Annotated in this window: 13 protein-coding genes and 1 pseudogene; 8 read left to right on the forward strand and 6 right to left on the reverse strand. The window is 69.0% G+C overall.

Annotated features, from left to right (window positions below; all coding sequences use genetic code 11):
- Positions 1–25: 25 nt before the first annotated feature.
- Complete coding sequence (locus tag ACEN9N_RS26675) at positions 26–508, reverse strand: hypothetical protein (protein ID WP_495654913.1); 483 nt, start codon at positions 506–508, stop codon at positions 26–28.
- Positions 509–545: 37 nt separating this feature from the next.
- Between ACEN9N_RS26675 and ACEN9N_RS26680 the strand changes: the two genes are divergently transcribed.
- The 7 genes and pseudogenes from ACEN9N_RS26680 (at position 546) to ACEN9N_RS26710 (ending at position 7,735) form a co-directional block, all read left to right on the forward strand.
- Positions 546–1,421, forward strand: a complete 876-nt coding sequence (locus ACEN9N_RS26680) for a GNAT family N-acetyltransferase (protein ID WP_007828491.1) — start codon at positions 546–548, stop codon at positions 1,419–1,421.
- A 299-nt stretch (positions 1,422–1,720) separates the two neighbouring features.
- Positions 1,721–2,656 (forward strand): 2-hydroxyacid dehydrogenase, encoded by a 936-nt coding sequence (locus ACEN9N_RS26685; protein ID WP_495654914.1) that lies wholly within the window; start codon positions 1,721–1,723, stop codon positions 2,654–2,656.
- Between the two features lie 164 nt (positions 2,657–2,820).
- The gene (locus tag ACEN9N_RS26690) at positions 2,821–4,224 is read left to right on the forward strand and encodes an aspartate aminotransferase family protein (RefSeq protein WP_495654915.1); all 1,404 of its coding nucleotides are present in this window, start codon (positions 2,821–2,823) and stop codon (positions 4,222–4,224) included.
- Between the two features lie 76 nt (positions 4,225–4,300).
- The gene (locus ACEN9N_RS26695) at positions 4,301–4,795 is read left to right on the forward strand and encodes an Lrp/AsnC family transcriptional regulator (protein WP_007828485.1); all 495 of its coding nucleotides are present in this window, start codon (positions 4,301–4,303) and stop codon (positions 4,793–4,795) included.
- A 19-nt stretch (positions 4,796–4,814) separates the two neighbouring features.
- The gene (locus tag ACEN9N_RS26700) at positions 4,815–5,195 is read left to right on the forward strand and encodes a (2Fe-2S)-binding protein (protein ID WP_413312400.1); all 381 of its coding nucleotides are present in this window, start codon (positions 4,815–4,817) and stop codon (positions 5,193–5,195) included.
- A 5-nt stretch (positions 5,196–5,200) separates the two neighbouring features.
- A pseudogene (locus ACEN9N_RS26705) lies at positions 5,201–6,584 on the forward strand (FAD/NAD(P)-dependent oxidoreductase).
- A complete protein-coding gene (locus tag ACEN9N_RS26710; RefSeq protein WP_007828479.1) occupies positions 6,581–7,735 on the forward strand; it encodes an NAD(P)/FAD-dependent oxidoreductase in 1,155 nt (384 codons plus the stop codon). The pseudogene ACEN9N_RS26705 and the gene ACEN9N_RS26710 overlap by 4 nt, the downstream one beginning before the upstream one ends.
- A gap of 39 nt (positions 7,736–7,774) precedes the next feature.
- On the opposite strand, the gene ACEN9N_RS26715 is transcribed toward ACEN9N_RS26710, so the two are convergent.
- The 4 genes from ACEN9N_RS26715 to ACEN9N_RS26730 all read right to left on the reverse strand — a co-directional run bounded on the left by ACEN9N_RS26715 (position 7,775) and on the right by ACEN9N_RS26730 (position 10,521).
- A complete protein-coding gene (locus tag ACEN9N_RS26715) occupies positions 7,775–8,446 on the reverse strand; it encodes a haloacid dehalogenase type II (RefSeq protein ID WP_007828477.1) in 672 nt (223 codons plus the stop codon).
- A gap of 111 nt (positions 8,447–8,557) precedes the next feature.
- Positions 8,558–9,256, reverse strand: a complete 699-nt coding sequence (locus ACEN9N_RS26720; protein ID WP_007828475.1) for an HAD-IA family hydrolase — start codon at positions 9,254–9,256, stop codon at positions 8,558–8,560.
- A gap of 138 nt (positions 9,257–9,394) precedes the next feature.
- Positions 9,395–9,793, reverse strand: a complete 399-nt coding sequence (locus ACEN9N_RS26725) for a GFA family protein (protein ID WP_495654916.1) — start codon at positions 9,791–9,793, stop codon at positions 9,395–9,397.
- 14 nt (positions 9,794–9,807) lie between these two features.
- The gene (locus ACEN9N_RS26730; protein WP_007828471.1) at positions 9,808–10,521 is read right to left on the reverse strand and encodes a YebC/PmpR family DNA-binding transcriptional regulator; all 714 of its coding nucleotides are present in this window, start codon (positions 10,519–10,521) and stop codon (positions 9,808–9,810) included.
- Between the two features lie 98 nt (positions 10,522–10,619).
- On the opposite strand from ACEN9N_RS26730, the gene ACEN9N_RS26735 reads away from it, so the two are divergent.
- Positions 10,620–12,326, forward strand: coding sequence for a M14 family zinc carboxypeptidase (locus tag ACEN9N_RS26735; RefSeq protein ID WP_495654917.1), 1,707 nt, complete (start codon positions 10,620–10,622; stop codon positions 12,324–12,326).
- A gap of 7 nt (positions 12,327–12,333) precedes the next feature.
- Here ACEN9N_RS26735 and ACEN9N_RS26740 read toward each other — a convergent pair whose 3' ends face one another.
- The gene (locus ACEN9N_RS26740; protein WP_495654918.1) at positions 12,334–13,251 is read right to left on the reverse strand and encodes a LysR family transcriptional regulator; all 918 of its coding nucleotides are present in this window, start codon (positions 13,249–13,251) and stop codon (positions 12,334–12,336) included.
- Positions 13,252–13,299: the final 48 nt, after the last annotated feature.

The following is a 13,299-nucleotide window of genomic DNA, read 5'->3' on the forward strand; positions in this document are numbered from 1 at the left end:
TTGCCTGGGGCGGGGGCTCATGGTTTCAAGTTCCTTGGACGACAAATGCGACAAGCTCATGACGAAGTGATTGCAGCACGCAGCCGTGCCGCAGGTATTGGGAAATACGGCATCCGGCGCATGAAAGCTGCGGTTTGGAGGGGGCGCGGCGGCATGCCGTGCGGTCTGCCCCTGGCGCGTGCGGCCATGCACCTCGTTGCGTCGCGGCGAAGTCGATCGGCACGCTTTTGAAGCGCAGGCCGGCATCGGGGACGAAGCGTCCGCCGATGAACTGCCCCGGAGGCACGCGGATCTTGAGCGGGCGACGACTTGCATGGGAAGAATGGAAGGAGGCCACGATGGCGCCGGAGAATGGACGGACGATGCTAGGCAGGTCGGCGCGGCATTTGTGTGCGTAAGCGAACCCGTGGCGGCAGCGAATTGCAAACCCCGGGCCCTTGGCAGGCGAAGCTTGCGAGTTGCGCCGGCAGGCGATTTCGGTCTGGCATCGGGCGCTGATGTCGTCCAAGATGCAAGGGACATCCCCTTCGCTACAGAGACCCTTCATGCCCGATCAGACCCCGAATGCACCCGACGACGGCGTGGTGCTCCGACCGATGACGTCCGCCGACTTGCCCTCCACGCATGCGCTGTCGGCCCAGTTGCGCTGGCCGCACCGGCTGGCCGACTGGGCGCAGGTGTTCGCGCATGCCGAGGGCATCGTGGCCGAGCGCGACGGCGAGATCGTCGCCACCGCACAGCGCTGGCACTGGGGCGAGCGCCATGCCAGCATCGGCCTCGTGATCGTGACGCCGGCCTGCCAGGGCCGGCGCATCGGGCACAGGCTGATGAGCGCGATGCTCGAAGGCCTGGAGGAACATACGGTGCTGCTGCATGCCACCGCCGAAGGGCGCGGCCTGTACGAGCGGCTGGGCTTCGTGCGAACGGGTGAACTGAGGCAGCACCAGGGCATCGCGCAGCCGGCGCCGCTGGTTGCGCTGCAGCCGGGCTGGCGCCTGCGGCCCGCCGGCCTGAACGAGGCGGCCACCCTGCAGGCGCTCGACGCTGCGGCGCGTGGCATGCCGCGCGATGCGCTGATCGCCGACCTGCTGGCCAACGCCGATGCCTGCGTGGTGCTCGACCACGACAACGAAGCGCGCGGCTTCGCGATGCTGCGCCGCTTCGGGCGCGGGCATGTCATCGGGCCTGTGGTTGCGCCCGACCTCGACGGCGCGAAGGCGCTGATCGCCCATCTCGCCAGCGTCAACGCCGGGCACTTCACGCGCATCGACATCGACTTCGACAGCGGGCTGGCCGAGTGCCTGGAGAGCATCGGGCTGCTGCGCGTTGATGCGCCTACGACGATGGTGCGTGGTGTGCCGCTGGTTACGCCGGCTGGCGGGCCTTCGCTCTTTGCTGTTGTTACTCAGGCTGTTGGGTGAAGACTTGCTCTTTGGTGGGGCGATCACGCCGACGGGGTACCTTGCTCCGCGAATGTCCCCCGGCCTTCGGCCTCCTCCTTTATTTCGCTGCGCAAGGCACCCCGCCGTCGTGATCGAGCAGAGCAGTCGTTGATCAGCCAGCACAACGGCAGCGCCCACTGTGCACAGGGCGTCGGGTGCTCCCCGCAGCGGAATAAAGGAGGAGCCGAGGGCGGGGGACATTCGCGGAGGGGAGTACCCGGCGGCCTGTGCACGCACCCCGAATACAGCGCCCGAAAACGCGCCCACAAACAAAACCCATGACCACCACCACCTTCCTCTACAAATCCGACCCCGTGCGAGGCCGCCTGTGGGCCGAAGTGTTCCGCCGCCGCGCCCCCGACATCGACTTCCGCATCTGGCCCGACAGCGGCGATCCCGCGCAGGTACGCTTTCTTGCCGCCTGGGAGCCGCCGGACGATCTGGCCGAGCGCTTTCCGAATCTCGAAGTGCTGTTCTCCTCGGGCGCGGGCGTCGACCAGTTCGACTTCGCCGCGCTGCCGCCCGCGCTGCCCGTGGTGCGCATGGTGGAGCCCGGCATCGTGGGCGGCATGGTCGAGTACGTGACGCATGCGGTGCTCGGCCTGCATCGCGACATGCCGCAATACAGGCGCCAGCAGCAGGAAGGGCAGTGGAAGCCGCTGCCGGTGCGGCCCGCGGGTGAACGGCGCGTCGGCGTGCTCGGGCTCGGCTCGCTCGGGCAGGCCGTGCTGGCGCAACTCGTCGGCATGGGTTTTGATTGCGCGGGATGGAGCCGCTCGCGGCACACGGTCGACGGCGTGCAATGCCATGCCGGTGCCGACGAGCTGCCGGCCTTTCTTGCGCGCACCGACATCCTCGTGTGCCTGCTGCCGCTGACCGATTCGACGCGCGGCTTCCTCGACGCGCGGCTGTTCTCGATGCTGCCTGCCGGTGCCGGCCTGGTGCATGTGGGCCGTGGCCCGCAACTCGTCGACACCGACCTGCTGGCCGCGCTCGCCAGTGGCCAGGTCGGCGAAGCCGTGCTCGACGTGACCGACCCCGAACCGCTGCCGCCGGCGCATGCCTTCTGGCGCCATCCGCATGTGCAGCTCACGCCGCACATCGCGAGCATGACGCAGCCGCTCAGTGCCGCCGAAGCGGTGCTCGACAACGTGCAGCGCTTCGCCGCGGGCGAGCCCATGGTCGGGCTGGTCGATCGCCAGAAGGGGTACTGAGCGCGAGTTGCCGGAGGCACGCCGCACGATCTGCTGTCGCGGCACGCACAACGGCAGCGTGCTTCGTGCAGAGGCCTCAAAGCAGCACCAAGCCGAGGGTCGCGCATCCTAAGCTGGGGGCATCGAAAGCCTCCTTCGCCACCAGCTTCCTCCGGACACAGCCCATGACGCATCCCTCCGCATTGCCTCACCAAGCCGCGCTCGACGCGATCGATCGTGCGCACCTGATCCACCCCGTCTCGCCCTGGCGCGTGCATGAGCAGCGCGGCCCCACCGTGCTGGCCTCGGGCCGCGGCGCCTGGCTGACCGACAGCAACGGCCACGAACTGCTCGACGCCTTCGCCGGCCTGTGGTGTGTGAACGTGGGCTACGGGCAGGAGAGCGTGGTGCAGGCCGCGGCCGAGCAGATGCGCCGGCTGCCCTACGCGACCGGCTACTTCCACTTCAGCAGCGAGCCGGCCATCCGCCTTGCCGAAAAGCTGGTGCAGATCACGCCGGCATCGCTGACCCGCGTGTACCTCACGCTGGGCGGTTCCGAGGCGGTCGATGCCGCCGTGCGCTTCATCGTGCAGTACTACAACGCGACCGGCCGGCCGTCGAAGAAGCACTTCATCGCGCTGGAGCGCGGCTACCACGGCTCGTCGTCCACCGGCGCGGGCCTGACCGCGCTGCCGGCCTTCCACCGCGGCTTCGACCTGCCGCTGCCCACGCAGCACTACATTCCTTCGCCGAATCCGTACCGCCAGCCGGACGGGGCCGACGCGCAGTCATTGATCGCCGCATCGGTCGCGGCCCTGCGCGCCAAGGTGGCCGAGCTGGGCGCGGACAACGTGGCCGCATTCTTCTGCGAGCCGATCCAGGGCTCGGGCGGCGTCATCGTGCCGCCCAAGGGCTGGCTCAAGGCCATGCGCGAGGCGGCGCGCGAGCTCGACATCCTCTTCGTGGTGGACGAGGTCATCACCGGCTTCGGCCGCACCGGCCCGATGTTCGCGTGCGAGGCCGAAGGCGTGGAGCCCGACCTCATGACCATGGCCAAGGGCCTGACCGCCGGCTACGTGCCGATGGGCGCCACGATGATGTCGGAGAAGGTCTATGCCGGCATCGCCGATGGCGTGCCCGAAGGCGCCCTGGTCGGGCACGGCGCGACCTATTCGGCGCACCCGGTCAGCGCCGCGGTCGCGCTCGAGGTGCTGCGGCTCTACGAAGAGGGCGGCGTGCTCGCCAACGGCCAGCATGGTGCGGCGCACTTTGCGGCCGGGCTCGACGCGCTGCGTGCGCATCCGCTGGTGGGCGACGCCCGCCACCGCGGCCTGCTGGGCGCGCTGGAACTGGTGAGCGACAAGGCGAGCAAGCGCGGTTTCGACGCATCGCTCGGACTGCCGGAGCGCATCTTCGCCGCCGCCTACCGCAATGGCCTGGTGTTCCGCGCCTTCGGCGACCACGTCCTCGGCTTCGCGCCCGCGCTCACCTTCACCGAGGATGAGTTCGCGCAGCTGTTCGCGCGGCTGAGGAAGACGCTCGACGAAGTGCTCGACGCGCCTGACGTCCGCGCCGCGCTGGCGGCCTGAACAAGCCGGTACACATAGGCCCCGCAAGACCCGGCGGCGACGCAGAATCGGACTTTCCTTCTCTCCAGGCACCGCCATGTCAGAAGCTTTCAAGATCGACCGACTCGACCTGCGCATCCTGGCCCAGCTGCAGAAGAACGGGCGCATGACCAACGTCGACCTGGCCGATGCGGTCGGGTTGTCGCCCAGTCCCTGCCTGATCCGCGTGAAGCGGCTGGAGCAGGCCGGCTACATCGCGGGCTACGGCGCGCACCTGCGGCTCGAAAAGCTCGGCGACACGCTGACCGTGTTCACCGAGGTCACGCTGTCGGACCACCACCGCGAGGACTTCGTGCGCTTCGAGGCCGCGATCCGCGAGGTCGACGAGGTGCTCGAATGCCACCTCGTCAGCGGCGGCTACGACTACCTGCTGCGCTTCCTCACGCGCGGCGTGAATCACTACCAGGAAGTGATCGAGGGGCTGCTCGAACGCAACATCGGCATCGCGAAGTACTTCAGCTACATCGTCATCAAGTCGCCGTTCATCAAGACGCACTGTCCGATCGAACGGCTTTTCCCCCACGAGCGCTGACCGGCGCCTTCATCCATCCATGCCCGAAACCCATCTTCCCTCTGCTTTGCCCAACCGCTTCGTGCGGCTCGCGGAGACCGACCGGCCCGCGTTGACGCTGCACATCGACGGCGAGGCCCGCACCGCGCTGGCCGGCGACACCCTGCTGGTGGCGCTGCTGAGCAACGGACGGCGCGTGCGCGACAGCGAGTTCGGCGACGGACCTCGCGCCGGCTTCTGCCTGATGGGCGCCTGCCAGGATTGCTGGGTGTGGACGCCGGCGGGCGAGCGGCTGCGCGCCTGCTCGACGCCCGTCGAGGCGGGGATGTCGGTGCTCACGCGGCCGCCCGCGGCCCATTGGCCCGCCACGCCCGACCTGCAGCAGCTGCTGGCGCGCGGCGCCGCGGCGGCCGTGCGGTGAGCGCGATGCCGCCAACTTCGCCTTCGCCGCGCATCGTCGTGGTCGGCACCGGCCCTGCGGGCGCTGGTGCGCGCCGGTGTTCGGCCCGTGGTGGTGGACGAAGGCCGGCGCGACGGCGGACAGATCTACCGCCGCCAGCCCGAAGGCTTCAAGCGGCCCTACGCCAAGCTCTACGGCACCGAAGCCGAGAAGGCACAGGCGCTGCACCACGACTTCGACGCGCTGCGCGCCCACATCGACTACCGCGGCGAGACGCTGGCCTGGAACGTGAGCGAGGGCGCGCTGCACGTCGTGCATGCCGGCGAGCCGCAGGTGCTGCCGTTCGATGCCTTGCTGGTCTGCAGCGGCGCGACCGACCGCCTGATGCCCGTGGCGGGCTGGCACCGCGCCGGCTGCTACAGCCTGGGCGCCTCGCAGATCGCGCTGAAGGCGCAGGCCTGCGCCATCGGTTCGCGCGTGGTCTTCATGGGCAGCGGCCCGCTGCTGTATCTCGTGGCGTCGCAGTATGTGCAGGCCGGCGCTCAGGTGGCGGCGGTGCTCGACACCGCGCCGGCCGCCAAGTCCTGGAGTGCCGTGCGCGGGCTGCTCGCGCGGCCGCGGCTGGCGCTGCGCGGGCTCGCGCTGATCCGCGGGCTGCGCGGCGCGGGCGTGCCGGTGCTGCAAGGCGTGGTGCCGCTCGCCATCGATGGCGACGACAGCCTCGGCGTGCAGGCCGTTGCCGTGCGCGATGCACGGGGGCGCGAGCAGCGCTTCGCGTGCGATGCCGTCGGCCTCGGCTGGCACCTGCGCGCAGAGACGCAGCTGGCCGATCTGGCGCGCTGCGAGTTCGACTTCGAGCCCGTGAGCCGGCAGTGGCTGCCGCACATCGATGCCGACGGCCGCAGCAGTACGCGCGGCGTGTACCTGGCTGGTGACGGCGTCCGCATCCTCGGTGCCGACGGCGCCGAGGCCGCTGGCCGGCTGGCCGCGCTCGCGGCGCTGGCCGACCTCGGCCACGCGCCGGGCCGCGCGCTCTACGACACGGAGTCCGCCGCGCTGCGCCGCACGCTGGCGCAGATGAACCGCTTCCGCGAAGGTCTTGCGCGCGCCTTTCCGTGGCCGCATGCGCAGGCCGCGGCACTGCCCGACGAGGCGGTCGTGTGCCGCTGCGAAGCCGTGACGGCGGGCGAACTGCGCCGCTGTGTCAACGAGATGGACAGCCACGAAGTCAATCGCGCCAAGGCCTTCAGCCGCGTCGGCATGGGGCGCTGCCAGGGCCGTTTCTGCGGCCATGCGTCGGCCGAGATCGTGGCGCAGGCCAGCGGCGTGCCGGTGCAACTGGTGGGTCGCCTGCGTTCGCAGGCGCCGGTCAAGCCATTGATGATGAATACGCGCGAGGTCAGTCCATGAGCGAAACCACGAACACCGACGTGCTGGTGCTCGGCGGTGGCCTGATGGGCACCACCGCTGCCTTCTTCCTGCGCCGCCAGCACGGCCTGTCGGTCACGCTGCTCGAGCGCGAACTGGTGGGGCGGCAGGCCAGCGGCACCAACTTCGGCAACGTGCGCCGCCAGGGCCGCGTGCTGGCGCAGATGCCGCTGGCCAACCGCGCGCGCGCCGTCTGGGGCCGCGTGAACGAACTGCTCGGCGAAGACCTGGAGTTCGTGCCCTACGGCCACCTGCGCGTTTGCTACACCGAGCAGCAGGCCGTGGTGCTCGAGCAGCACGCGAGAGACGTGAAGCCGCTGGGCCTCGACCTGGAGCTCTTCAGTGCCGCGCAGCTGCGCAAGCGCTGGGGCATCTTCGCGCCCGAGGTGGTGAGCGGTTCGCTGTCGCCGAACGACGGCCATGCCAACCCGCGCCTGGCCGGACCGGCCTTCGCGCGGGCGGCGCGGCGCGCGGGCGCGAACATCGTCGAGCATGCCGAGGTGATGAAGGTCGAGCGTGACGGCGGGGGCTTCGCGGCGCACACCGCGGACGGCCGGCGCTTTCGCGCGCCGCAGCTGCTCGTGGCCTGCGGCGCCTGGTCGAACCGCATGGCCGAGCAGTTCGGCGAGCCCGTGCCGATGGAGGCGCGCGGACCGCAGATGGGCGTGACCGAGCCGCTGCCCTATGCGGTAGGTCCGTCGATCGGCGTCTCCTCGCCGATCGAGCAGGAGGGGCTGTATTTCCGCCAGATCTCGCGCGGCAACATCGTCTTCGGCGGCGGCTTCAAGGGGCCGGCGCACGCCGACCGTATCCGCGCCTACGTCAAGCCCGACAACGTGCTGCGCCAGATGCGCGAACTGCGCCGCGTGGTGCCGGCGTTCGAACACGTGCAGCTGATCCGCGTGTGGAGCGGCATCGAGGGCTACATCGCCGACTGGCAGCCGGTGATGGGACCCAGCGCCCGCGTGCCCGGCCTGCACTACGCCTTCGGCTTCTGCGGCGAGGGCTTCGCGATCAGCCCCGGCGTGGGCGAGACCATGGCCGAGCTGATCGCCACCGGCCGCACGTCGACGCCGATCGAGAGCTTCTCCATCGGCCGCTTCGCGGCGGCTTCGCAGAAACGGGCGGCTTGAAAGAAGCGATCGCCGGTCATGCCGGCGATCGCTCCAGATTCAGAGGCCGACCAGCGCCGGCAGGCCGCCGATGTCGGAGATCTCGGTCGTGCCGTAGGCTGGAACGCCGGGTTCGTGCTTGCGATTGACGAAAGCCTTGTCCTTGATGCCCACGTCGCGCGCCGACATGTGGTCATAGCGCATCGACGACGACACGTGCAGGAAGTCTTCCGGCTTCGCGTTCAACGAGTCGATCATGTATTCGAAGGCGCGCAGGCGGGGCTTGTAGGCCTTGGCCTGCTGCGCCGTGTAGACCCGGTGGAAGGGCACGCCGAGCAGCTTCACGTTGTGCACGAGCTGCGCGTCCATGGCGTTCGAGATGATGACCAGAGGGATCTTGTCGGCGATCCTGGCCAGGCCCGCGGTCACGTCCGGGTGCGGGCCCCAGGTGGGCACGGCGTTGTAGATTTCCGAGACGTCGGCCTCGCGGAACGGCACGCCCCAGCGGTTGCAGGTGCGCAGGACCGAGTTGTAGACGACGTCGTAGTAGGGCTGCCAGTCGCCCAGCACCTCGTCGAGCCGGTAGGCCGCGAAGTCCTCGCAGAACCGCTCGATGTTTTCCGGACTGACGCGGTCGGCGAAGAGCCTGCGCGCCATCGGTGCCATCTGGAAGTTGGTGAGAGTGCCGTAGCAATCGAAGCTGATGTACTTGGGCCGGAAGACAGTGGTCATGGAAGCTCCTTGTGAATATTCGAATCGCGATATGGGAATGGATCGATGGCAGGCAGGGTGCCTTGGGCGGCCATCATGACGAAGGCGTTGCGATGGCGATGGCCGCCGTGCTCAGCGCCCCGCCTCGACCGCATCGGCCAGCTCGGCCAGCGTGTGGAAGTGATGGTCGGGCACGGTGTGCTTCGACTCGATGGTGCCGCCGGAGCCCTTCTGCGCATGGCGGCGCTCGATCCAGCAGGTGGCGATGCCGAGCTGTTTCGAGATGCCGATGTCGTGGTACTGGCTTTGCGCCACGTGCAGGTTGTCCGCCTGCTTGAACCCCCAAGCGCCTTCGAAGCGGCCGCGGGCGTAGGCGAAATAGCGCGCGTCGGGCTTCTCGCACAGTGCGTCGTCGCAGCTCAGCAGCATGTCGAAGGGCGAGCCCAGGGTCTTGTCGAAATGCGCCAGCGCCCAGGCCTGCGCGTTGGTCATCGTCACCAGCTTGAAGCGCTTGCCGAGCCGCTTCAGCGCTTCCACCGAATCGGGGAACGCCGGCCACCGGGCGACCGAGTCGCGCAGGCCCTTCGCAATGGCATCCGTGTCGGGCAGGCCCAGCGCGGGGGCGATGGCGTGCCAGCAGCGCTCGAGGTCGTCGGGATACCAGCCGGCGCTGCCATCAGCGCGGGCTCGCCGGTAGGCGGCGAGGAAGTCGTCATCGCTCACGTCGGCATCGGGCGCCGCGCTGCGCAGGTAGGCGAGCATGCCGCCCTCGAAGTCGATCAGCGTGCCGACGACATCGAAGGTGAGGACCTTGAAATCTTGCAGTGACATGGGAAAGCTCCACGGATGAAGAAAGAGAGTTCATCGAGCATAGGAGCGCTCCCTGCTTGCGCAGGCCCGAACTGGGGCCGCGCTACGGCACAGGATGTCGTTGTCGGCGCCGGGCCGGCATCTTCTTGCGCGGGCGGTTCAGCTCCCCCCGGCGTGGCCCTTGTGTTGCGGCAGGTCGTCCGTGATCGTGAACCATGGAGCCTTCGAGCCGACGAAGATGTGCGCGCTCGGCCGGACGGTGGGCGTGTCGACCAGCGTGCCCTGCGTGACGTGCACGAACTGCCCGCCTCGCACGACCGAGCACAGCAGCGAGCCGCACTTGGCGCAGTGCAGGTCGCCCGCGTCAGGCTTGCCGTAGACCGTGATGCCGTCCTCGCCCTGTGTGATGGCGAACTTGCCGCGCTCGATGCCCGCGAAGGGCTTGAAGGCCGAGCCCGTCGCGCGCCGGCAGTCGGAGCAATGGCAGTTCAGCGCGTAGGCAAACTCATCCGCCACCGAGTAGCGGACCGCGCCGCACAGGCATCTGCCGGCGAGCATGCGCGGCCGGGAGCTCAACCCGCCAGGCCCACGAACACGTTCTGCACGTCGTCGTTCGCGTCGATGGCCGCCAGAAAGGTTTCGACTTCTTCCAGGTCTTCCGCGCTCAGGCTCGCCGGATCGACCGGGTTCTTCGGCTTGTAGCCCAGCTTGGCCGACAGCACGGTGAAGCCCTGGGCCGGCAATGCGCGGCTCACGAGGTCGAGGTCGGTGGGGTCGGTCAGGAAGACCGCCGCATGGCCTTCGCCGGCCGGCTCGAAGTCTTGCGCGCCGGCTTCGATGGCGGCCACTTCGGGGTCGGCGTCGGGCCTGGCGGGTTCGGCTTCGATCATGCCGACGTGGTCGAAGTCCCACGACACCGAGCCCGAGGTGCCCAGCTGGCCCTTGCGGAACAGCACGCGCATTTCAGGCGCGGTGCGGTTCACGTTGTCGGTCAGGCACTCGACCATCACCGGCACGCGGTGCGGCGCGAAGCCTTCGTAGATCACGTGCTCGAAATGCACCGCCTCGCCCGTGAGTCCCGCGCCCTTCTTGATGGCGCGGTCGAGCGTTTCCTTGGGCATCGAGACCTTGCGGGCCTGCTCCACGACCAGCCGCAGGCGCGAGTTGGAGGCCGGGTCGGCGCCCGCGCGCGCGGCGATCATGATTTCCTTGGCGAGCTTGCCGAAGAGCCGGCCCTTGGCATTGGCCGCCAGGTCCTTGTGTTTTGCTTTCCATTGGGCGCCCATGTCTGATTCCTCGAATGTGTGTTGCGGCCTTGTCTGGCTCTTTTGCAGAAAGAAGGGCTGGACGACCGGATTGGGGCGACTACTGTAGCCTTCTTCCCATGACCTCTTCGCGAGCCACACCGTACTCCACGCCGTTCGAGGCAGGCAACGGCAACCAGACCACCACCTGGGCCGAATGCGTGGCCTTCTACCAGCGGCTGGCCGACCACTTTCCCGGCGTGCTGCACTGGGGCGAGATCGGCGTGTCGGACACCGGCGTTCCCCTTCACGCCGGCGTGGTCACTGCGGACGGCGTGTTCGACCGCGAGACGCTCAAGCAGCAGGGCCGCCCGGTGTTCTTCAACAACAACGGCATCCACCCCGGCGAGCCCGAGGGCATCGACGCCTGCATGGCGCTGGTGCGCGATTTCTGCACCCGGCCCGAGCAGCTCGCGGCGCTGGGCGGCACCGTGTTCCTGTTCATCCCGGTCTACAACGTGGACGGCTGCATCAACCGCCAGGACACCTCGCGCGTGAACCAGCTCGGCCCCGAGTCGTTCGGTTTCCGCGGCAACGGCCGGCACCTCGACCTGAACCGCGACTTCATCAAGTGCGACAGCCTCGCCGCGCAGGTGTTCAACAAGTTCTTCACCGCGTGGGACCCGGACGTGATGGTCGACACCCACACCTCCAATGGCGCGGACTACAGCTACACCATGACGCTGATCCCGACCCAGCCCGACAAGCTGGGCGGCGGGCTGGGACAGTTCCTGCGCGAGAGCATGCTGCCGGCGATCTACGGCGGCATGGACCGGCGCGGCTGGCCAACCTGCCCGTACGTGAACCTGCTGGCCGAGACGCCGGACGACGGCATCGAAGATTTCCTCGACTTGCCGCGCTTTTCCACCGGCTATGCCGCGCTGCACCACACCATCGGCTTCATGCCCGAGACCCACATGCTCAAGCCCTTTGCCGACCGCGTGGCTGCCATGCGGACGCTGGTCGAGGTGGTGCTGGAGTTCACCGTGGGGCATGCGGCGCGCATTCAGGAACTGCGCCGCGAGGCCCGGGCCGCAACGGCGCAACAGGCGCGCTGGCCGCTGACATGGCGCAACGACCGCAGCCGGTCGGCGAGCCTGCGCTTCAAGGGCTATCGCGCGGTTCGCACGCCCAGCCGGCTGGGTACTTATGAGCGCCTGGCCTACGACCGCGGCCAGCCTTGGGAGAAGGACATCGTGCACTTCGACCGCTGCGTCGAAGTCGCGTCCATTGCCGCGCCCAAGGCCTATCTCGTGCCCCGGGCCTGGCGCGAAGTGATCGAGCGGCTGGCGTGGAATGGCGTCGAGTTGCAGCGTCTCGAAGCGGACCGGCTGTTCGATGCGGCGCGCGTGTATCGCATCCGGAGCGTGGCCTCCCGCGCGAACGCCTACGAAGGGCACATGTTCCATGACGAGGTGGTGCTCGCTGCGCACACCGAGCCCTTCCAGGCGCATGCGGGCGACGTGTGGGTGCCGCTGGACCAGGCCAATGCCCGCTACGTGGTCGAGACGCTGGAGCCCGAAGCCCACGACAGCTTCTTCCGCTGGGGCTTCTTCAACAGCGTGCTGGAGAAGAAGGAGAACTTCTCGGCCTACGTCTTCGAGGACACGGCGCTGCGCATACTGGAGGAAGAGCCCGGGCTGCAACATCGCTTCGAGCAATGGAAGGCCGAAAACCCCGCTCTGCTGTCCGACCAGAAGGCGGTGCTGGACTTCATCTTCATGCACGGGCGGCGCCATGCGGAGCCGGAGTGGCGGCGCTATCCGGTGGTTGCGCTGATGCCATAGCAGCGGCTCAATCCGCCGGCCGGAACCCCGGCAGTGCATGCATGCGCCGCCGCAGCGCCTCGACGAAGGCCGTGACGCGCGCTGGCCGGTACAGCCCCGGCGGCAGCGCGACGTGCACGCCGATGGGCTCCAGCCACCAGTTGGGCAGCACGCGCTTCAGACGGCCGGCCTGCATGTCTTCATGGCACATCCAGGGCGCCGCCGCGCCGATGCCCGCGCCGTTGAGGATCGCGCGGTAGCTCGCGAGCAGGCTGTCGGTGCGGATGGGCGTATCGAGCGGCACGATGCGCGAGCGGCCCGCGCGATTGATGAGCCGCACGTTGCCCGTCACGTACGGGATCAGGCCCACGCAGGGCAGCTGGGGCAGCCGTGCCAGCGTGACGGGGCCCGTGCGCTTGAGCAGCTCGGGCGTGGCGATCAGCACGCGCTCCATGCGGCCCACGGTGCGGCAGACTAGGCCGGGGTCGCGCACCTCGCCCACGCACACCCAGCATTCGGCGCCGGAAGCCGCGAGGTCGACCACGCGGTCGGTCAGCGTGAGCTCCACGCGCAGCTGCGGATGCGCGGCGCGCAGGTCGGTCACCGCGTCGGTGAGAAAGCCGGTGCCGTAGCCCGAGGGGCCGATCACGCGCAGCGTGCCCTCGGGCCGGCTCTGCCCGCCCTGCAGCCGCTGCGACAGGCCCGACCAGCGGTCGGTCAGGTCGTGCGCCTCGGCCAGCAGCGAGCGGCCCTCGTCGGTGAGTGAGAAGTTGGCCGTGTTGCGGATCGCCAGCTTGCAGCCCAGCAACCGCTCCAGCTCCAGCAGGCGGCGGCTCACCGTGGGTTGCGTGGTGTCGAGCAGGCGCGCCGCCTTGCTGAGCGAGCCGCTCTCGCCGATACGGATGAATGTCTGCAGCAGGTCGAGCCGGTCGTGGGTGTTCTTCATGCGCCAGACGTATAGCACTTCATCGACCCATACGTCTACCCGAGGCGG

This window comes from Variovorax sp. Varisp46 (assembly GCF_059491885.1).